At 67.1% G+C, this 18,791-nt stretch carries 17 protein-coding genes; 14 read left to right on the plus strand and 3 right to left on the minus strand.

Annotation, left to right across the window (positions count from 1 at the left end; translation table 11 throughout):
- Positions 1-29: 29 nt before the first annotated feature.
- The 3 genes from ATC04_RS07125 to mnmA are packed head-to-tail and all read left to right on the plus strand — an operon-like array spanning position 30 to position 3,234.
- Entirely contained in the window at positions 30-836 is an 807-nt protein-coding gene (locus tag ATC04_RS07125; protein WP_047119523.1) for a hypothetical protein, read from the plus strand.
- 29 nt (positions 837-865) lie between these two features.
- Positions 866-2,101: a cysteine desulfurase family protein gene (locus ATC04_RS07130; protein WP_047119522.1), complete on the plus strand. Its 1,236-nt coding sequence runs from the start codon at positions 866-868 to the stop codon at positions 2,099-2,101.
- The gene (gene mnmA / locus ATC04_RS07135; protein ID WP_047119521.1) at positions 2,098-3,234 is read left to right on the plus strand and encodes a tRNA 2-thiouridine(34) synthase MnmA; all 1,137 of its coding nucleotides are present in this window, start codon (positions 2,098-2,100) and stop codon (positions 3,232-3,234) included. The genes ATC04_RS07130 and mnmA overlap by 4 nt, the downstream gene beginning before the upstream one ends.
- A 96-nt stretch (positions 3,235-3,330) precedes the next feature.
- On the opposite strand, the gene ATC04_RS07140 is transcribed toward mnmA, so the two are convergent.
- Positions 3,331-3,645: a DUF2249 domain-containing protein gene (locus ATC04_RS07140; RefSeq protein ID WP_082123926.1), complete on the minus strand. Its 315-nt coding sequence runs from the start codon at positions 3,643-3,645 to the stop codon at positions 3,331-3,333.
- Positions 3,646-3,787: 142 nt separating this feature from the next.
- Here ATC04_RS07140 and ATC04_RS07145 point away from each other — a divergent pair, with 142 nt between their 5' ends.
- Genes ATC04_RS07145 through ATC04_RS07155 form a run of 3 tightly spaced genes read left to right on the plus strand, consistent with a single transcriptional unit; the run spans position 3,788 to position 8,285 of the window.
- Positions 3,788-4,453 carry a helix-turn-helix domain-containing protein gene (locus ATC04_RS07145; protein ID WP_052772412.1) on the plus strand — a complete coding sequence of 222 codons (666 nt, stop codon included), beginning with the start codon at positions 3,788-3,790 and terminating at the stop codon, positions 4,451-4,453.
- A complete protein-coding gene (locus tag ATC04_RS07150; RefSeq protein ID WP_052772411.1) occupies positions 4,450-5,583 on the plus strand; it encodes a hypothetical protein in 1,134 nt (377 codons plus the stop codon). The genes ATC04_RS07145 and ATC04_RS07150 overlap by 4 nt, the downstream gene beginning before the upstream one ends.
- Positions 5,580-8,285, plus strand: a complete 2,706-nt coding sequence (locus tag ATC04_RS07155; RefSeq protein ID WP_047119519.1) for a multicopper oxidase domain-containing protein — start codon at positions 5,580-5,582, stop codon at positions 8,283-8,285. Before ATC04_RS07150 ends, ATC04_RS07155 begins: the two co-directional genes overlap by 4 nt.
- On the opposite strand, the gene ATC04_RS07160 is transcribed toward ATC04_RS07155, so the two are convergent.
- Complete coding sequence (locus ATC04_RS07160; RefSeq protein WP_052772410.1) at positions 8,282-8,791, minus strand: SRPBCC domain-containing protein; 510 nt, start codon at positions 8,789-8,791, stop codon at positions 8,282-8,284. The two genes, ATC04_RS07155 and ATC04_RS07160, sit on opposite strands and share 4 nt — an antisense overlap.
- Positions 8,792-8,988: 197 nt before the next feature.
- Here ATC04_RS07160 and ATC04_RS07165 point away from each other — a divergent pair, with 197 nt between their 5' ends.
- Complete coding sequence (locus ATC04_RS07165) at positions 8,989-9,999, plus strand: LLM class flavin-dependent oxidoreductase (protein WP_047119518.1); 1,011 nt, start codon at positions 8,989-8,991, stop codon at positions 9,997-9,999.
- 289 nt (positions 10,000-10,288) lie between these two features.
- Positions 10,289-10,936: a hypothetical protein gene (locus ATC04_RS07170; RefSeq protein ID WP_047119517.1), complete on the plus strand. Its 648-nt coding sequence runs from the start codon at positions 10,289-10,291 to the stop codon at positions 10,934-10,936.
- Between the two features lie 139 nt (positions 10,937-11,075).
- Here the strand turns inward: ATC04_RS07170 and ATC04_RS07175 are convergent, their stop codons facing one another.
- Positions 11,076-11,435 carry a hypothetical protein gene (locus ATC04_RS07175; RefSeq protein ID WP_047119516.1) on the minus strand — a complete coding sequence of 120 codons (360 nt, stop codon included), beginning with the start codon at positions 11,433-11,435 and terminating at the stop codon, positions 11,076-11,078.
- A gap of 225 nt (positions 11,436-11,660) precedes the next feature.
- On the opposite strand from ATC04_RS07175, the gene ATC04_RS07180 reads away from it, so the two are divergent.
- From ATC04_RS07180 to ATC04_RS07205, 6 genes are all read left to right on the plus strand, one after another.
- A complete protein-coding gene (locus ATC04_RS07180) occupies positions 11,661-13,301 on the plus strand; it encodes an ABC transporter substrate-binding protein (RefSeq protein ID WP_047119515.1) in 1,641 nt (546 codons plus the stop codon).
- Positions 13,302-13,443: 142 nt separating this feature from the next.
- Complete coding sequence (locus ATC04_RS07185) at positions 13,444-14,535, plus strand: ABC transporter permease (RefSeq protein WP_113606472.1); 1,092 nt, start codon at positions 13,444-13,446, stop codon at positions 14,533-14,535.
- Between the two features lie 2 nt (positions 14,536-14,537).
- A complete protein-coding gene (locus ATC04_RS07190) occupies positions 14,538-15,515 on the plus strand; it encodes an ABC transporter permease (RefSeq protein WP_047119513.1) in 978 nt (325 codons plus the stop codon).
- Positions 15,512-17,200 (plus strand): ABC transporter ATP-binding protein, encoded by a 1,689-nt coding sequence (locus ATC04_RS07195; RefSeq protein WP_047119512.1) that lies wholly within the window; start codon positions 15,512-15,514, stop codon positions 17,198-17,200. The genes ATC04_RS07190 and ATC04_RS07195 overlap by 4 nt, the downstream gene beginning before the upstream one ends.
- Positions 17,201-17,341: 141 nt before the next feature.
- The gene (locus ATC04_RS07200; RefSeq protein WP_047119511.1) at positions 17,342-17,725 is read left to right on the plus strand and encodes a chorismate mutase; all 384 of its coding nucleotides are present in this window, start codon (positions 17,342-17,344) and stop codon (positions 17,723-17,725) included.
- Positions 17,718-18,791, plus strand: coding sequence for a hypothetical protein (locus ATC04_RS07205; protein WP_047119510.1), 1,074 nt, complete (start codon positions 17,718-17,720; stop codon positions 18,789-18,791). Before ATC04_RS07200 ends, ATC04_RS07205 begins: the two co-directional genes overlap by 8 nt.

Genomic DNA, 18,791 nt, shown 5'->3' on the forward strand with positions numbered 1-18,791 from the left:
GCAGGCGTTCGGCTCGGTAGTCTTAGGACATGCAGTTTTCCCATGTATCCGCTGAATACGGCCAATGGATCATCGACGCCTGCGCCGATGCCGACCCGCTGACGGTCACCGCCCAGGTGCCGGTCGGCTATGAACGCTATGCCCGCATCCTGCATCCGGCGCTGGACGAGGAGGACCGGCAGGTGCGCTGGTCCACCGTGGCCGCCAGCCGCCACCACGTGCTGACCGCCGCCGATTCGTTTGAAACGGTTGCCGGACTGGATGCCCAGGGCAACCCGGTTGCCGAGGACGCCTGGGTCGACACCGACCTGCCGCTGGACGAGCTGCCGGCGAACCAGTGGAAGGACCTGGCCCTGCAGCTGATCCAGGCCAGCGGGAAGCAGGACTTCGTGCTGGGCCTCTGGGCGGGCTATGCCTTCATTGAAGGCGGCGAGCGCATCCAGATCGAGCTGGAACCGGATCCTGCGCTGAGCGACGAGCAGAATGCCGCGGCCCATGCCGCCGCGCTCGCCGAGGCGCAGAAGCCGGCCTTCGCGGTTCAGGACCTGGCCCCCGGTCCGCTGGACCTGGGCGGCGGCTACCGCAACTACCACCTATTCCAGGCCGACGCGGCGTTCCTGAGCGACCCGCTGTGGGCGAAGACTGCGGCGGGGGAGCAGCGCCAGCGTCCCGCGCTGGTGTTCCCCGAGGACCGTTCGTGGATGCTGTCCACCGAGCCCTATGATGACTGCACGCTGATCGGCGGGCCCTCCGCGCTGATCGAGGCGATCTTGAAGGATCCGGGCCTCGAAGCCATCGAGGTCGGGCAATTCACACGGATCGGCCATTCAAACTAGGTGCGCGAAGCTCGTACCATGGAAGGGATATGAATACTTCCGCCGTATACCTGGACCACGCGGCAACCACGGACATGACCCCGGCGGCGCTGGCCGCCATCACCGCCCAGTTCGCTGCCACCGGCAACCCCTCGTCGCTGCATGCGGCTGGCCGTCGCGCCAACCGCGTGGTCGATGATGCGCGCATCGCGATCGCGGCCGCGGCCGGCGCGCATTCCAGCGAGCTGATCTTCACCTCCGGCGGCACCGAATCAGACAACTTGGCGCTCAAGGGCCTGTTCTGGAACCGCGTGGACTCCAACCCCGCGGCGCGGATGATCCTGGTATCCGGGATCGAGCACCATGCGGTGCTGGACACCGTCACCTGGCTGGCAGAGCACGAGCAGGCCGAACTGTGCTGGATGCCGGTGGACGCCGACGGCGTGCTGGACCTGGACGGCGTGCGCGCCCTGCTCGATGAGCACCACGAACGCATCGCGCTGGGCACCATCATGTGGGCCAACAACGAGGTCGGCACCGTGCAGCCGGTCCCTGAATTCGCGGCCCTGCTGGCCGGGTACGGGATCCCCGCGCACAGCGACGCGGTGCAGGCTTTCGGCGCGGTGCCCACCGACTTCGCGGCCTCGAAGCTGGCGGCCATGTCCATCAGCGCCCACAAGATCGGCGGCCCGGTGGGCATCGGCGGACTGCTGGTGCGCCGCGACGTGACCCTGATGCCGGTCCAGCATGGCGGAGGACATGAACGGAAAATGCGTTCGGGAACGCTGAACGCGGCGGCGGCGGCAGGCTTCGCCGCGGCCGCCACGGAAGTCGCGGAGCACCTCGCCGAGGAAGCCGCGCGGCTGAGCGGGTTGCGCGAATACGCGGTGCAGCGGATTTCGCAGCTGGTCCCCGAGGCGGTGCTCAACGGCCCGCGCGACGCGGAGAACCGGGGCGCCCGGCTACCGGGGAACCTGCACTTCACCTTCCCCGAATGCGAGGGGGATTCACTGCTGTTCGTGCTGGACATGCTGGGGATCGCCTCCTCCACCGGATCGGCGTGCACAGCCGGGGTCCCGCAGCCCTCCCATGTGCTGCTGGCCATGGGCCGGGATGCCCGGTCGGCGCGCAGTGTGCAACGTTTCACACTGGGGCATAGATCCACCCGGGCAGACGTTGACGCATTATTGGAAGCCTTGCCGCAGGCCTATGAGCGGGCAAGGAAGGCTGGAATGGCAGCCGATGAAAGCAGCATCCACACGGCAGGAACGGGTTTTACGCGATGAAGGTACTAGCAGCAATGTCCGGCGGCGTGGACTCGGCGGTCGCCGCGGCCCGTGCGGTCGAGGCCGGCCACGACGTGGTCGGCGTGCACCTGGCCCTCTCGCGCATGCCCGGAACCCTGCGCACCGGCTCGCGCGGCTGCTGCACGGTGGAGGACTCCAACGACGCCTGGCGCGCCTGCGACAAGCTGGGCATCCCGTTCTACGTGTGGGATTTCTCCGACCGTTTCGCCGAGGACGTGGTGGACGACTTCGTTTCGGAGTACGAGGCAGGCCGCACCCCGAACCCGTGCATGCGCTGCAATGAGAAGATCAAGTTCGCCGCCCTGCTGGAAAAGGCGCTGGCCCTGGGCTTCGACGCGGTCTGCACCGGCCACTACGCCAAGGTGCTGCGCGACGAGCAGGGCAATCCGGAACTGCACCGCGCCGCCGACTGGGCCAAGGACCAGTCCTATGTGCTGGGTGTGCTGACCCACGAGCAGCTGGAGCACTGCATGTTCCCGCTGGCCGAAACCCCGTCCAAGGCCGAGGTGCGCGCCGAGGCGGCCGCCCGCGGCCTGACCGTGGCGAACAAGCCGGACAGCTACGACATCTGCTTCATCCCCGACGGCGACACCCGCGGCTGGCTGGCCGAACGCATCGAGATGAAGCCCGGCGCGATCGTCGACCACGAGGGCAACGAGCTCGGCGAGCACGCCGGAGCCCAGGCCTTCACCGTCGGGCAGCGCAAGGGGCTGCGCCTGGGCCGCCCGGCTGCGGACGGCAAGCCGCGCTTCGTGCTGGAGATCCGCCCGAAGGAAAACAAGGTCATCGTCGGCCCGGAGGCCCTGCTGGCCGTGGACCAGCTGCGCGGCATCCGCATCTCCTGGGCCGGACTGCCCATCGGGGAAGTGGCCAGCGGCGCCGAATTCGACTGCATGGTGCAGGTGCGCGCCCACGGCGACCCGGTCGCCGCGATGGCCCACATGGAACGCTCGGCCGAGGGCCGCGACGAACTGGTGGTCAACCTGCCCGAAGGAATGCGCGGCGTCGCCCCGGGCCAGACCATGGTCGTCTACCAGGGCAGCCGAGTGCTGGGCCAGGCGACCATCGACTCCGCCCGCTCCAGCGCCTGGGATCCGGCGAAGGTCGGATAACGCGCCCCAAGGATTGCGCTTCACGAGCGATGGCCCCGGCCTGCGCGAAACCTCAACGGGTTTCGCGCAGGCCGGGGCCATCGCTGTTTCGACCGGCTAGCTGCGCACGAACTTGAGCTTCCACCGCTGCGGGCCTTCTTCGAGGTAGCTGACCTCGAAGGCCGTCGCATCGCGCTGCCGCAGCTGGGCCAGCAGCGGCAGCGGATTATGCGTGGCCGACAGCACCAGGCCTGCGCCGGGCCGCAATGAATCCAGCGCGCCGAAGATGGCCGCGTGGCGGACCGCATGGGGGATCGCCTGGACATCGAGCTGGGGGAGGTCCTCGTCATGCCCGCCGCAGGCGCAGCCGCCCGGTGCCTGCTGCTTCAGGGCTTCTTCCCTGCTGCCGGAAATCTCGATGCGTTCTGTCATGATCTGCTCCCTTGCCCTGGTCCGGCGTCGTCGCGTGGGGCGCATGCCGGTCCGCGTGGTGCGGTTCGATTTATTTTATTACACTTAACTTAGTGGAAAATAGCGGGGCGGGAAAGAGCTGGCTCCAAGGAGGCGCGGAATCATGGGCAAAGGACCGGATGGCGGAGCGCCCCGGCGCAGCGGAGGAGGGCGCGTTCACTCGTCGACCCGCGAGCGGATACTGTCGCTGGTCGAAATGCGGAGCGAGGGCCTGAGCCTGCCTCAGGTGGCCGAGTTCATGGGCCTGCATGAGAACACTGTCCGGAGCCATCTGGACGCGCTGCTTGCCGACGGGTACGTGCAGCGGGAGTCCGCGCCCGCCGCCGGCCGCGGGCGGCCAGCTTGGATCTGGCGGGCCGCGGCGCCAACCCCCTCGCCGTTCGCCGCGCTGGCCAACGTACTGGCCGACCAGGTGGCGCTGCTCAGCGACAACCCGGCCCGGGCCGGCATCGAGGCCGGCCAGCGCTGGGGCGCAACGCTGCCAGAAGCCGCCCTGGAAGGCGATGCCCGTGGCGCCGTTATCGACTCGCTGGCTGCGCTCGGTTTTGCGCCCCGCCTCGAAGCCGACCACAGCGTGTCGCTGCTCTCCTGCCCGCTGCTCAGCGCGGCCCGGGAGAACCCGCAGGTCATCTGCAACGTGCATCTGGGGATCGTGCGGGGGATCTTGCAGTCCCACGGACGGGATCCTGCAGGAAGCCGGATCCTGCCGTTCGCGCTGGAGCACGGCTGCCGCCTTGAACTATCGCCACAGCGCGAGGGGCAACGATGAGCCCGGCCTCCTATGCTGCGCCGTCCAGGCCCAAACGCCGGGGACGGTGGCGCCTGGCCCTGATGCTCCCGGCTGGCCTGTGCCTGCTGGCCGGGCTGGATGCGGCGCTGATCCTGCTGGATGTACCCGCCCCGGTGCAGATTGCCGCGTGGGGGCCGGCGCATTCGCTGGCCATGGTCTTCGGGTTTGTCGGAGCGCTGATTGCCTTGGAGCGAGCGGTGGCCTGGGGGCGGGCCGCGGGCTACGCGGCGCCCGTCCTGCTGGCGCTAGGCGGTGGCAGCCAGCTGTTCGCCGCGCCCCGGGCGCTGACCGGAACGACGCTGATCCTGGGCATGGCCACCCTGCTGGCCACCTACTACCCGTTGTGGCGCAGGCAGCGTGCCGACGCGGTGCTGATCCAGATGCTCGGCGCCTGCGCCGGGCTGGGCGCCACCGTGCTGTACGCCGGCGGAGTGGAGATCTCCTTGCTGCTGCCGTGGCTGGCCGCGTTCCTGGTGATGACCATCGCCGGGGAACGGGTTGAGCTGGCCCGCATCCAGTTGACCTCGCGCTCGCAAGCCCTGGCGGTGGTCCTCAACGTTGCGCTGCTCATGTCCGCCGCGGCGTCCACGCTGTTCGTCCAAGCCGGGACCGTGCTCTTCGGCCTGGTGCTGTGCGCACTGGTGCTCTGGCTGGCGGTCAACGACGTCGCGCGGCGCACCGTCAAGTTGAAGGGCGCGCCGCGCTACATGGCGGCCTGCCTGCTGGCCGGCTACTTCTGGCTGCTGGTTGCCGGCGTCGTCTGGATGCTGGGGTACCCGGCCGGCTCCGGCGCCTATGATACTGCGGTGCACGCGGTTTTCCTGGGCTTCGTGATGTCCATGATCATGGCCCATGCGCCCACGATCCTGCCGGCCGTACTGGCCATCGACCTTCCCTACCGCCAGGCCATGTGGCCGCCGGTGATCCTCATGCATGCCGGCTTGGTGATCCGCCTGTGGCTCGGCAACGGGTTGGGTGGGCAGCTGGCATGGCAGGTCGGTGGTGTTCTCAACGTCGTCGCGCTGCTGCTTTTCGTGTTCGTGGCCCTCGCCAGCGCGTTGCTGGCGCTCACGTCCGCACCTACCTCCGGGAAGGAATCCGTTAAATGAACCTGCCGTTGAGCACCGGGCCCGCCGCAGCGAAGGTCCCCGGCCGGGGTTTCTGGCCTCTGCGCGACCTGCCCACGGCGCTGTGGCTGATTCTGGTGGTTGTCGTCGCGCTGGTCCACCGCCAGCTGCCGGCGCCCCGCTGGCTGCTGATCCACCTGCTGCTGCTCGGCGCGCTGTCCCACGCCATTCTGGTCTGGTCGCAGTACTTCGCCACCGCGCTGCTCAAACGCGTGGTGACCGTCCAGGAACGCCGCCGGCAGTCGCTGCGCCTGGGGCTGATGAACGGCGGCGCCGCCGTGGTGGTTGCCGGGGTGCTTGCCGAACTGTGGCCGTTGACGCTGGCCGGTGCGCTGCTGGTCGCCGTGGCCGCGGCATGGCACGGAGCCTGGCTGTACCGCAGCCTGCGCGGCGCGCTGCCCTCGCCCTATGCCGCGAGCGTGCGCTACTACATCGCCGCCGCCTGCTTCCTGCCGATCGGCGCCGGGCTGGGAACCTGGATTTCCGCCGGGCTCGCTTCTCCGCTGCATGAGCGGCTGACCTTGGCCCATGCACTGGTGAACCTGCTGGGCTGGGTCGGGCTGACCGTCGCCGGAACCCTGATCACGCTGTGGCCCACGATGCTGCGCACCCGCATCGCCCCCCATGCCGCGGTGCGCCTGCGCCGGGCGCTGCCGGTACTCGCAGCCTCGGTGCTGGTGGCCGCGGGCGGGGCGGCCGCGGGGCTGCTGCTGGTGGCAGCCCTGGGTGTGCTCGGCTATCTGGCAGGGCTGGGAATGACGGCCTCGCCTTTCATCCATGCCGCCAGGGCCAAGCCGCCGCGCAGCTTCGCCACCTTGTCGGTCCTGTCCGCGGTCTGCTGGTGGACGGGCACCCTGGTGTGGACGCTCTACGCCCTGGCTGCCAGCGGCGACTGGACGCAGATGGGCCGGCACTTCGACACCATCGTGCCGTACCTGGCCGCAGGCTTCGCCGCGCAGATCCTGCTGGGCGCGCTGTCCTATCTGGTGCCCGTGGCGCTGGGCGGCGGGCCGCGCCCGGTCCGCGCGGCGGCCACGGCCTTCGACCGTGGAGCCGCCTGGCGGGTGAGCATGGCCAACGCAGCGTTGCTGGCCTGCGCCCTGCCGATCTCCTCGCTGGTGCGTGTGCTGTGCTCGGTGCTTTACCTCGGCGCCATGGGCAGCTTCATCCCCTTGCTCTTCACCGCCTTGAAGGCCCATCGCTTGGCCAAGAAAGAAGCCGCGGAATCCGCAGGCCAGCCGAGGGCCCGCGAGCGCGGCCCGGTGGAACCCGAAGGCGCCCGCCCGCCCGGCCAACGCCTGGGCCAGGCGGCCGCAGGTCTTATGTCGGTTGTGCTGGTGATCGCCGTCGGCGTAGCACTGGATCCCGCGGCCGCCGGGATCCGCCCGCCGGCCGCTTCCACCGCGCAGCAGCCGGTCGACCCTGCCAACGCACCGGTCAAGACCGTGCAGATGACCGCCAAGGACATGCGGTTCACACCCTCCACCATCGAGGTGGAAGCAGGAACACGGCTGGTCATCGAATTGGCCAACACCGATGCCACGCAGGTCCACGACCTGGTGTTGGCCAACGGGAGCGACTCCGGGCGCCTGGCACCGGGCCAGAGCGCCACCGTGGACGCCGGGGTCATCACCGCAGACATGGAGGGCTGGTGCTCCATCGTCGGGCACAAGCAGATGGGCATGGTGATGCGGATCGTGGTGACCGGCGCCGCCGCCGCACCCGGCGACACGGCACCAGAGACGTCCCACGGACACCTGCAGGATGCTGGCCAGCCGCCCGCGGCCGCGGGACCCGACCTGCAGGCCCAGCCCGCGGACGGATTCACCGCACGCAACCCGGTACTGGATCCACTGCCTGCGGACACCGGCAAGCCGGCGCTGCACAAGCAACGCTTCACGGTCAACGAGCTGCAGGCCGAAGTGTCGCCGGGGTTCACGCAGAACCTGTGGACCTTCAACGGCACCGCCCCGGGTCCGGTCCTGCACGGACGGATCGGCGACAAATTCGAAATCACGCTCTACAACGACGGCACCATGGGCCACTCCATCGACTTCCACGCCGGGTCCCTGGCCCCGGACAAACCGATGCGAACCATCGCCCCTGGCGAGGAACTGACCTATACGTTCACCGCCACCAAGTCAGGGATCTGGATGTACCACTGCGCCACCGCACCCATGAGCTCACACATCGCCAACGGCATGTACGGAGCGGTCATCATCGAACCCGAGGACCTGCCCGCGGTGGACAAGTCGTATGTGATGGTGCAGTCCGAGTACTACCTCGGCGCGGAAGGGCAACCGGTGGACGTGGACAAGACTGCAGGAGGGAACCCCGACCTGGTGGTGTTCAACGGCTATGCAAATCAATACTCCTTCGACCCGCTGCAGGTTGCCACCGGTGAACGCATCCGCATCTGGGTACTCGCCGCGGGCCCCAACAGGCCCAGCAGCTTCCACGTGATCGGCGGCCAGTTCGACACCGTGTACTTCGAAGGCGCCTACCAGCTGGACGCCCGCGATCGAACCGGCGGGGGTTCCCAATCCCTGGCCTTGGCCCCCGCGCAGGGAGGATTCGTGGAGCTGGCGCTGCCCGAGGCCGGGAACTACCCGTTCGTCACGCACTACATGTCGGACGGCGAGAAGGGGGCGCACGGCATGATCAGGGTTTCTGATCCTAACTAGCGCTCGCCGTAGCCCCCGGGTCCTTCCATGCCGCCCGGGTCCGGAGCGTCAGCGGCAGCGTCGGCAAGGAACCTGCCGAGCTGCGCCAGCACGATGCGGTGACCGGAACGGCTGCCCTCGATCATGCCCGCTCCGACGAAAGAGGTCACCTGGCTGGTGACAGCCACCTGCGTCGCGCCGCCCAACGGCTCCAAGATCCAGGAGACCAGTGCGGAGGACAGCGGTGTCTCGTTGGTCCATACGGTTTCCGCATAGACGATCAGCTGCTGCTCGACCACGCGGAGGTACTGCGCCTCGACGAGGAAATCTAGGGAACCCAGCGGGCCGCAGCGGTAGCTCTCACGTCCGCCTTCGCGGAAGTGCTCGGCGGCGTACTCGATGCCTTCCCCTGCCGGTACGCCCCACACGCAGCGGCGCGCGGGGTCGGCATAGGCATCCCAGACCTCGGCACAGGGAAAGGGGATGCGCCTGCTCAGCGTGATGGTCTCATGGACAAGTGCATTCATTGCGCCGCTTTTCCTCGGTTCGGCTAGTTGCTCGCAATTATTGGCACTGCAACGGGCGAATGCAAGGGCCTCCTAGGGGGATCGGCCTGCGGACAGGGGCATGTTGTGAGCGTACTCATAACAGGAATATTGACGCGTCAATTACTATTGTGTCTGGTAGGTGAAAAGACCACCGACTTTGTTCAAACGGAGATGACATGCCAAAGAAAATTGGTTTCCTGACCTTCGGCCACTGGTCGGGCACTGCAAACTCCGCGGTTCCCACGGGCGCCGCCGCGGTGAGGCAGATGGTGGATCTAGCGCAGGCCGCCGAACGCAGCGGCTTCGACGGAGCCTGGCTGCGGGTGCACCACTTCGACCGTTCGCTGTCCGCACCGTTCCCTCTGCTGGCGGCCATGGCCGCCTCGACAACCACACTTGAAGTCGGCACCGGTGTGATCGACATGCGCTACGAGAACCCCCTGTACATGGCCGAAGAAGCCGCGGTGACTGATGCCATCGCCCGTGGCCGCATGCAGCTGGGCATCAGTCGCGGTTCACCCGAGCCCGCAGCCAACGGCCAGGAGCTGTTCGGCTACACGCTGGGCGAGGGCGAGAGCTGGTCCAGCGTGACCCGCGAACGCGCAGCCACCTTCCGCGAAGCCATTGCAGGCACGCCCATCGCCCGCCCGGTGCATCCCGAGCAGCACGGCGGTCGGCTGCTTCCGATCACCCCGGTCTCCCCGGGATTGGAAAACCGCATCTGGTGGGGCGCGGCGGGATTCGAGACTGCTGAGTGGGCCGGTCGCGAAGGCATGAACCTGCTGTCCTCGACCCTGCTGCTGGAGGACGACGGGCGTCCCTTCCACATCGCGCAGCGCGACCAGATCCGCCGCTACCTTGAGTCCTACCATGCAAACGGGCACACGACAGGTGGGCAGACCGCGGTGACGCGCAGTGCCTTCCCGGTGCTCACCGATACCGACGACCTGTACTTCGGGCGCCGCGAGCGCGGCGACTCGGTCGGGCAGATCGAAGGCATGCGGGCGCGCTCCGGCCCGACCTATGCGGGCTCCCTGGACGAGCTGGCCGAGCTGTTCACCCGCGATGCGGCCATGTCCGAAGCCGACTACCTGCTTTTCGCCCTGCCGAACCAGCTGGGCGTCGACTACAACGAGCATGTGATGACCAACATTACGAAGGTCGTCAAGGACATCGGCTGGAAGTAGCCGCCGCGCTGGGGTTTGAAGCGACCCGGCCCCTTGACGTACGGCGCATGGACTGCAGGAAGGTCGAGGGGCGCTTGTGTGATTCGGGCGTTGCTTCTCCGCCGCATATAGCATCGGCGGCGCCGAAATGGAAATCCAATGCCTTGGCGAGGAAATCTGCCGCATATGCTCGCAGCGTCAAGCGCTTGATGATAGCTTGTTGCCCATGTCGCCTCAGGTGGGGATCTATTTTTCCAGGGCGATGCAGGCAGATGCCACATGATGTACCGACTATGTATTGGAAGGTTTTATGCGAGCACGAAAATTGCTGTCCGTCTCCGCCGCCCTGTTGCTGGGAGTATCCCTGAGCGCGTGCAAGAGCGCCGACCCTACGCCGTCGTCGGGCGAAGCGGCGGCTGGCGCCGAAGCGGCCCCGCCGGCCGATCCGCCCATCGCCACCTCCGGCGGCAAGTTACCCTTTCCCAGTTGTGCAGAAGTTGCAGAGCTCAGCGGCGGCCTGTTTGACGGTTTGGTGTTTGCCGACGAAACCGTGACCACCTATTCGGATAACCCTGGGGAAACGGACGTGAGCTGCATCTGGATTACGGAGGCTGCCGCGAAGCAGTCGACAGACCTGGCGAAGCATGCGACGGTGGGGTTTACCTTCCAATGGGAAGATGACGCGTTCGAATATGAGTCCCTCGAGTCAATGGGAATGGCGTTCAGCACGCCTCAGACCGAGGAGGTCGGAGCTTTCCTGCTCAACAAGAAGGAATCCCTGGACCTTGACGGTCCGCCAAGCCTGAGCGGCCCGCAGTTGGTCAAGGGGAACCTGAGCATCGGAGCAACCGGTATTGGGGCCATGGCCGGAGACGCCGTGGTCCTGGACTTCACGAACCAGGACATGTTGGACGTCCAGGTGGAAATCCTCAAGTACATGGAAAGCCGTCAGGCCTGATCGCACGCGCTGACCGGATGGAGCCAGGAGCGAAGCGAAAAAACCCTGCGGTGGCTGCCGTCCCTCGGGACGTCAGGCGCCGCAGGGTTTTCTCGACGTTGGATTAACCGCCAAGGGTCACGGGCCCTGCAAGCGGTTGCTAGTCCTCGTCGACGATGCCGTACATGCGCGCGGAGATATCCGGGTACTCGACCCGTGTCCGGCCGGCTTCCAGTTTCGGCAGCTGGGCGGGGGAGTGATGAGAGCAGTGCACGAAGTCAAAGGTCGGCCACCATTTCTTTGGTCGTTCGTAGTCCTCGGTGCCGCATACTTCGCAGACCAGATGCACCCAGACCGGGCGCTTGCCGGTCCGGTTGGCGCGGGACTGGGCCAGCCATGCCGGCGGATTTGAATTCAGCTCGCGGAACTCGGCTTCGCTCATCTTCGAGGGGATGCCGTGCTTCTTGGCCATTTCTAGGGGGATATCCAACGCAATGGCGGCGTCTCTACGTGTCATCATCGCCTACCAGCCTAATCTACCGGCGCGCCGCGCATTCAAGCCGGGTGGGAAACTGGAGGTCAGGCACGGAAGCTGTGAGCCAAAGCATCGAAATCAGGCCCGGAAGTGAAATTTTTGCGACTTGACCCAGTGTGCTATTGGTCATAGGTGGGCTGTATCACTTAGTCTATGTGAAGCATGTGTTTTCAATCACCGCAAGCATGCGCACAGATTAAGGATCTCTTCATGACTCGCAAGAAGAACGGGCTGCGACTCGCCGCAGCTGCTTTGGGACTCTCCGCCCTCGCCCTGACCGGCTGCACCTCTTCCGCCACCAACGAAGGCGACGTATCGGGTGCGCCAGGCGGCGACGCATCAGGCGCGCCGATCACCCTGGGAACCACGGACAAGGTCACCTCGCTCGACCCGGCCGGTTCCTACGACAACGGTTCATTCATGGTCATGAACCAGATCTTCCCCTTCCTGCTCAACTCCGAGCCGGGCAGCCCAGAGCCGTCCAACGATCTGGCCGAGTCCGCCGAGTTCACCTCGGACAATGAATTCACCGTCAAGCTCAAGCCGGGCCTGAAGTGGGCCAACGGCAACGATCTGGACTCGAAGGACGTGAAGTTCACCTTCGACCGCCAGCTGAAGATCGCCGATCCGAACGGCCCGTCTTCGCTGCTGGGCAACGTCGAGTCCATCACCGCACCGGATGCCACCACGGTGGTCTTCAAGCTGAAGGTCGCCAACGACCAGACCTTCCCGCAGGTGCTCACCTCGCCGGTCGGCCCGATCGTGGATGACGAAGTCTTCCCAGCCGACAAGGTCCTCGCCGACGAGGAGATCATCGCAGGCAAGGCCTTCGGCGGCCAGTACGTGATCGACTCGTACAACAAGAACTCCCTGATCTCGATGTCCGCCAACGACGCCTACGCCGGCGTCCTCGGCGCACCGGCCAACAAGTCGGCGGCCATCAAGTACTACGCCGACTCGAACAACCTGAAGCTGGATATCCAGCAGGGCAACATCGATGTCGCCTGGCGCTCGCTGACCCCGACCGACGTCGAGGACCTGGGCAAGGAAGAAAGCCTGACCGTCCACAAGGGACCGGGCGGCGAGCTGCGCTACATCGTGTTCAACTTCGACACCATGCCGTACGGCGCCAAGACCGCGAACGCCGATGCCGCCAAGTCGCTGGCCGTGCGCCAGGCCGCCGCGAACCTGATCGATCGCCAGGCCATCGCCACCGAGGTCTACAAGGACACCTACACCCCTGCCTACTCCTACGTGCCGCAGGGCTTCACCGGCGCCATCGAGCCGCTGAAGGACCTGTACGGCACCGACGGCAAGCCGGATGCGGCCAAGGCCAAGAAGGTGCTGGAGGACGCCGGAGTGGACATCCCGGTCAGCCTGCCGCTGCAGTACAACCCGGATCACTACGGCCCGAGCTCGGGCGACGAGTACGCCCTGGTGAAGAAGCAGCTGGAAGCCGACGGCCTGTTCAAGGTGGACCTGAAGTCCACCGAGTGGGTCACCTACCAGAAGCAGCGCGTCACCGACTACCCGGCCTACCAGCTGGGCTGGTTCCCCGATTACTCGGATGCCGACAACTTCCTGTCGCCGTTCTTCGCCAAGGACAACTTCCTGTCGAACAACTACGACAACCCGGCGGTTGACAAGCTGATCTCCGAGCAGCGCGGCATGGCCGACGCAGCCGCACGCACGAAGGCCATCGAGGACCTGCAGACCATGGTCGCCGAGGACCTCTCCACCCTGCCGCTGCTGCAGGGCGCGCAGGTCGCCGTGGCGGGTAAGGACGTGCAGGGCGTCGAGAAGACCCTGGACCCATCGTTCAAGTTCCGCATGGGCGTTCTGAGCAAGTAATCATCAGCGCACCGGCGTGATTTGAACCCCAGGGGGTTCGCCGCGCGGAATCCATGGGATCCCGCGCGGCGGATCCCCTAAATCTGCGCCCGGGGATCTCCCGGCGCAACGCACGTATTTTGCGATTTCCAAAGGATTGACGATGACCATCACGTCTCCACCGGGACAAGTTCCCAGCCCGCTGGCGGCACCCAAGCCAGCCAAGCAGAAGGGCGGGGGATTCCTCCGTTACGTGATCACGCGCTTCCTGCTGATCATCCCCACCGTCTTCATCCTCATCACGGTGGTCTTCTTCCTGATGCGCGTGACCGGCGACCCGATCACCGCCGCGCTGGGCGGGCGACTGACCCCGGACCAGCTCGCCGCCCGTATCCACGAGGCCGGGTACGACCGGCCGCTGTTCATCCAGTACTTCGAGTACCTGGGGCAGATCTTCACCGGCAACCTGGGCCGCACCCTGACCGACAACACCGCGGTTACCGACATCCTCACCACCTACGGCGCCGCCACCCTGGAACTGGCCATCAATGCCGTGCTCGTGGCGCTGATCGTGGGCATTCCGCTGGGTCTGGTCGCCGCGAAGTTCCGCGACCGCTACCCGGACGCCATCCTGCGTGTGCTGGCCATCCTGGCCTACGCCACCCCGGTCTTCTTCGCCGGCCTGCTGCTCAAGCTGATCTTCGGCGTCTGGCTGCATTGGCTGCCGATCGCCGGCCGCGCAGGCTGGCAGACCGAACTGCAGCTGACCACGCTGCAGGCGCCCACCGGCATCTACTGGCTCGACGCGCTGCGCAGCGGCAACATGGAGGCGTTCGTGAACGTCACCCAGCATGCCATCCTGCCTGCCATTGCGCTGGGCCTGCTCACCGGCGGGGTGTTCCTGCGCCTGGTGCGCACCAATGCCATCGGCACCCTGGGCCGTGAATACGTGGAGGCCGGGCGCTCGCGCGGCGTCAGCGAATTCCGCCTCACCACCAAGCACGCCTACCGTCCCGCGCTGATCCCGATCATCACCGTAATGGGCATGCAGATTGCGCTGCTGCTCGGCGGCGCGGTGCTAACCGAAACGACCTTCGAATGGAAGGGCCTGGGCTTCAAGCTCGCCGAATACCTCACCGCGCGCGACTTCGTGGCAGTGCAGGGCATCGTGGTGCTGCTGGCGATCATCGTCGCCTTCACCAACTTCATCGTCGACGTCCTGGCCGCACTGATCGACCCGAGAGTCAGGTACTAATCATGAGCACCGCTACTCTTCCCGCCTCGAACAAGTCGTGGGTCCAGAAGCTCCCGATCATCTCCCACCTGAAGATGTCCTCCGGGCTCCAGCGCGGCATGCTGGTCAGCGGCCTGATTCTCACGAGCCTGTTCCTGATCACCGCGATCTTCGCGCCGCTGATCGCACCGTTTGGCTTCGCCCAGTCGGGCGACGCCAACGGCGACTTCCCGCGCCAGGCCGCGCCGGGCGGGGAATTCATCTGGGGCACCACCTCCGGCGGCTACGACGTGTTCTCCCGCACCGTCTTCGGCGCGCAGACCGCGATCTTCGTGATCATCGCCGCCGTGGTGATGTCGCTGTTCCTCGGCGTGCTGCTGGGCCTGGTCTCCGGCTACCTGGGCGGCTGGTTCGACCGCATCATGGTGGTCCTCGCCGACGCCATCTACGCCTTCCCGTCGCTGCTGCTGGCCATCGTGATGTCCATCGTGATCTCCCAAGGCCAGTCAACAGTGTTCGGCGGCGTCATGGCCGCGGCCATTTCCATCACCGTGGTGTTCATCCCGCAGTACTTCCGCGTGGTGCGCGCCGAGGTGATGCGCCTGAAAGCCGAACCGTTCGTGGAATCCGCACAGGTCATCGGCGCCAGCCCGTGGCGGGTCATGTTCACCCACCTGCTGCGCAACGCCACCCGCACCCTGCCGCTGATCTTCACGCTGAACGCCACCGAGGCGCTGCTGACCCTGGCGGGCCTGGGCTTCCTGGGCTTCGGCATCGAGCCGACCAGCGCATCGGAATGGGGCTACGACCTGAACCGCGCGATGTCGGACGCCACCAGCGGCATCTGGTGGACCGGCTTGTTCCCGGGCCTGGCCATCGTGATCACCGTGCTGGGCATGACCCTGGTCGGCGAGTCCATGAACGATTTGAATGACCCGCGCCTGCGCCGCTTCAGCCGCAAGAAGGCCAAGCGCATCACCCAAGCAGGAGCCGGAGCATGAGCCACGCAGCGCCAACCATCACCGAGGACCGCGGCGCCGTGCTGCGCGTCGAGGGCTTGAACATCGACTTCGTCACCGACGCAGGTGCGGTTCCCGCCGTGCGCGGCGTGGACTTCACGGTCAAGGCCGGGGAGATCCTGGCCATCGTGGGCGAATCCGGGTCCGGCAAGTCAGTGACCGCGCGCACCGCGCTGGGCATCATGGCGGAGAACGGAGCCGCCAGCGGAGCTGTATACCTCAACGGCAAGGACATGCTGACCCTGCACGGGGCGGACCTGCGCGCCGCCCGCGGCCGGGACGTGGCCATGGTCTTCCAGGAGCCCTCGACCGCGTTGAATCCGGTCTACACCGTGGGCTGGCAGATCATGGAGGGCATCCGCGCCCACAACAAGATTTCCAAGAAGGAAGCCAAGGCGCGCGCCATCGAGGCCATGCGCCAGGTCGGGATCCCGGATCCCGAGCAGCGGGTGGACTACTACCCGCACCAGTTCTCCGGAGGCCAGAAGCAGCGTGTGGTGATCGCCGCGGCACTGGCCCTGAAGCCCGGGCTGATCGTGGCCGACGAGCCGACCACGGCACTGGACGTCACCGTGCAGGCGGAAATCCTGTCGCTGCTGCGCGAGCTGCGCAGCGAGCTGGGCACCGCCATCGTGATCATCACCCACAACATGGGGGTGGTCGCCGACATTGCGGATCGGGTCATCGTGATGAACCAGGGCAAAATCGTGGAGGAAGCCGAAGCGCTGACCCTCTTCGAGGCCCCGCAGGAGGAGTACACCCGCTCGCTGCTTGCCGCCGTGCCGCACCTGGGCCGCGAAAGCGCCTCCGAAGGCATGGCCGAACGCCCGGTCGCCGGCGCCGAGGTACTGGTCGAGGCCAAGGACCTGGTCGTCCACTTCCCGGGACGCCTCGGCACCCCCGGCTTCACCGCCGTGGACAAGGTCGATTTGAAGATCCACGCCGGGGAAGTCTACGGCCTGGTCGGCGAGTCCGGCTCCGGCAAGACCACCATCGGGCGAACCATCGCCGGCCTGAACCGGATGACCTCCGGCTCGCTGAAGGTGCTGGGCTATGAAATGGCGCAGTTCAAGGAACGCAGCTTCAAGCCGCTGCGCGAGCAGATCGGCTTCGTGTTCCAGGACCCGGCCGCCAGCTTCAACCCGCACCTGACCATCGGCGAATGCGTCGCCGAACCGCTGATGGTGCACCGCGAACTCGGCGCCTCGGCCACGCGCGCCAAGGTGGCCCAGCTGCTTGAAGCGGTGCAGCTGCCCTCGGGCTTCGCCAACCGCTACCCGCATGAGCTCTCCGGCGGCCAGCGCCAGCGCGCCTCACTGGCCCGCGCCCTGGCGCTGGAGCCCAAGCTGCTGATCGCCGACGAACCGACCAGCGCGCTGGACGTCTCGGTGCAGGCCAAGGTGCTTCAGCTGTTCCGCGAGCTGCAGGCCGAGCTGGGCTTCGCTGCCCTGTTCGTCTCCCACGACCTGGCGGTGGTGGACCAGTTGGCGACCTGGGTGGGCGTGCTGTTCCGCGGCACGCTGCTGGAGGAAGGTCTGGGCTCGCAGGTGCTGGCCAACCCGCGCAACGACTACACCCAGCGGCTGATCGCCTCGCTGCCGGTTCCCGACCCGCGCGAGCAGGCCCAGCGCCGCGCCCGCATCGAGGAGCTGAACGCCAAGGGCTGAGCCGGCTTCCGGCCCCGCCTGAACGCCCGCGCAGCGCGCCTCCCCGTCCCGGGAGCGTGCGCTGCGCGGGCGTTCGGCGTTCGCCGGTGTCCGGCGTCACCTTCTGGGTGAAGCGCTCGGTGACCACGTAAACTGAAAATCATGAGCGAGCCGAACCTGACCGAAGAGAAGAACGCCTTCGACCCGCACGCGAGTTCCCTGCAGGGCGAAGTCCAGCAGGAGGTGCTGGACGAGCTGTATGCGATCCGCGGGAGCATCGACAACTTCGACGCCCAGCTGGTTTACCTGCTGGCCGAACGCTTCAAGGCGACCCAGCGCGTGGGGCACCTGAAGGCCACGCATCAGCTGCCCGCCAGCGACCCCAACCGGGAAAAGGCCCAGATCGAGCGCTTGCGCCGGCTGGCCCACGAGGCGCACCTGGATCCGGAATTCGCCGAGAAATTCATGAATTTCATCATTTCCGAGGTCATCCGCCACCACCAGCACATCTCCGACAACCACCGGGGCCCCGCCGCCGATGCCTGAAACGCAGGACCTCTCGGCCGTTCCGGCACGCCGCCAGGATGTGCACGTCACCTCCTTCTGCCAGTTCCCGGGCACCGATCCGCTGGAGATCCACCGGGTCATCCGCGGGGAGCTGGGCGAACCGAACCTCGCCGTGCTGCCGCAGCTGCCTGACCGCGGCGTCGGAGCCGACGCCCTGGGCCGCAGCGCCACCATGGCCGCCGAGCTGGGTTTCGATCTGCAGCCGCACGGCTGGCGCATCGGGGTGCCCGATGGCATGGATGCCCGGCGCGCCCGCAGCCTGCTGCGCAGCGATGAGAACCTGCTGGCCGACGTGGCAGGTGCCGAGAAGAAGCGCCCGACCCGGCTGCTGGTCGATGTGCTCGGGCCCTGGAGCCTTGCCGCCGGCCTGCACCTGGCCAGCGGCGAAAAGGTGCTGTCCGACCACGGGGCGCGGCGCGACGTCATCGAGGCCTACGCCCACGGGGTGCGCGAGCACCTGGATCGGATCACCCGCGCCACCGGCATTACCGGGTTCACCCTGCAGCTCGACGAGCCGCAGCTTCCCGCCGCACTGGACGGCACCGTGCCCACCGCCAGCGGCTACCGCACCTTGCGCTCCATCCCGCGCAGCGAGGTGCGCACCAGCTATTCCGGCTTCCTGGCCGTGCTGTCCGGCGGGCAGGACCCCTCGCCGCTGCGCGTGACGGTGAACCTTCCCGCGGCCGACGTCTCGTGGATCGAGCGGGTCGACCTGCTGCACCAGGCGGGCATCGACGGATGGCTGCTGGACCCGGCCGCGATGGGCCACCGGCATTGGGAACGCGCTGCGGGCCTGGTCGAAACCGGCGCCCAGCTGTTCTTGCAGCTGCTGCAGCCCGGCGGCCGCGCCCCGGGTGTGGTGCAGGGCGTGAAAACCATCCTGCGCCCCTGGCGGCAGTTGGGCCTGCCGCTGTCCAGCCTTTCGGCCCTGACGCTGATGCCCGCCGGTTCCTTCGCCTCCAGCAGCGCGGCCGAGGTCGTGGACTGCCTGGGGCACCTGACCGGCTACGCCCAAGCCCTGGAACAGACCCGGGTCGACGCCTAG

It is taken from the genome of Arthrobacter sp. YC-RL1, from assembly GCF_001454985.1.
GTDB lineage: Bacteria > Actinomycetota > Actinomycetes > Actinomycetales > Micrococcaceae > Glutamicibacter > Glutamicibacter soli.

Bases quoted from the DNA above. Each gene is read 5' to 3' on its own strand.
- ATC04_RS07155 (WP_047119519.1), top strand. From the start codon at position 5,580: ATGAACCTGCCGTTGAGCACCGGGCCCGCCGCAGCGAAGGTCCCCGGC.
- ATC04_RS07125 (WP_047119523.1), top strand. From the start codon at position 30: ATGCAGTTTTCCCATGTATCCGCTGAATACGGCCAATGGATCATCGAC.
- mnmA (WP_047119521.1), top strand. From the start codon at position 2,098: ATGAAGGTACTAGCAGCAATGTCCGGCGGCGTGGACTCGGCGGTCGCC.
- ATC04_RS07195 (WP_047119512.1), top strand. From the start codon at position 15,512: ATGAGCCACGCAGCGCCAACCATCACCGAGGACCGCGGCGCCGTGCTG.
- ATC04_RS07145 (WP_052772412.1), top strand. From the start codon at position 3,788: ATGGGCAAAGGACCGGATGGCGGAGCGCCCCGGCGCAGCGGAGGAGGG.
- ATC04_RS07150 (WP_052772411.1), top strand. From the start codon at position 4,450: ATGAGCCCGGCCTCCTATGCTGCGCCGTCCAGGCCCAAACGCCGGGGA.
- ATC04_RS07160 (WP_052772410.1), bottom strand. From the start codon at position 8,791: ATGAATGCACTTGTCCATGAGACCATCACGCTGAGCAGGCGCATCCCC.
- ATC04_RS07140 (WP_082123926.1), bottom strand. From the start codon at position 3,645: ATGACAGAACGCATCGAGATTTCCGGCAGCAGGGAAGAAGCCCTGAAG.
- ATC04_RS07185 (WP_113606472.1), top strand. From the start codon at position 13,444: ATGACCATCACGTCTCCACCGGGACAAGTTCCCAGCCCGCTGGCGGCA.
- ATC04_RS07205 (WP_047119510.1), top strand. From the start codon at position 17,718: ATGCCTGAAACGCAGGACCTCTCGGCCGTTCCGGCACGCCGCCAGGAT.
- ATC04_RS07180 (WP_047119515.1), top strand. From the start codon at position 11,661: ATGACTCGCAAGAAGAACGGGCTGCGACTCGCCGCAGCTGCTTTGGGA.
- ATC04_RS07165 (WP_047119518.1), top strand. From the start codon at position 8,989: ATGCCAAAGAAAATTGGTTTCCTGACCTTCGGCCACTGGTCGGGCACT.
- ATC04_RS07190 (WP_047119513.1), top strand. From the start codon at position 14,538: ATGAGCACCGCTACTCTTCCCGCCTCGAACAAGTCGTGGGTCCAGAAG.
- ATC04_RS07170 (WP_047119517.1), top strand. From the start codon at position 10,289: ATGCGAGCACGAAAATTGCTGTCCGTCTCCGCCGCCCTGTTGCTGGGA.
- ATC04_RS07200 (WP_047119511.1), top strand. From the start codon at position 17,342: ATGAGCGAGCCGAACCTGACCGAAGAGAAGAACGCCTTCGACCCGCAC.
- ATC04_RS07175 (WP_047119516.1), bottom strand. From the start codon at position 11,435: ATGATGACACGTAGAGACGCCGCCATTGCGTTGGATATCCCCCTAGAA.
- ATC04_RS07130 (WP_047119522.1), top strand. From the start codon at position 866: ATGAATACTTCCGCCGTATACCTGGACCACGCGGCAACCACGGACATG.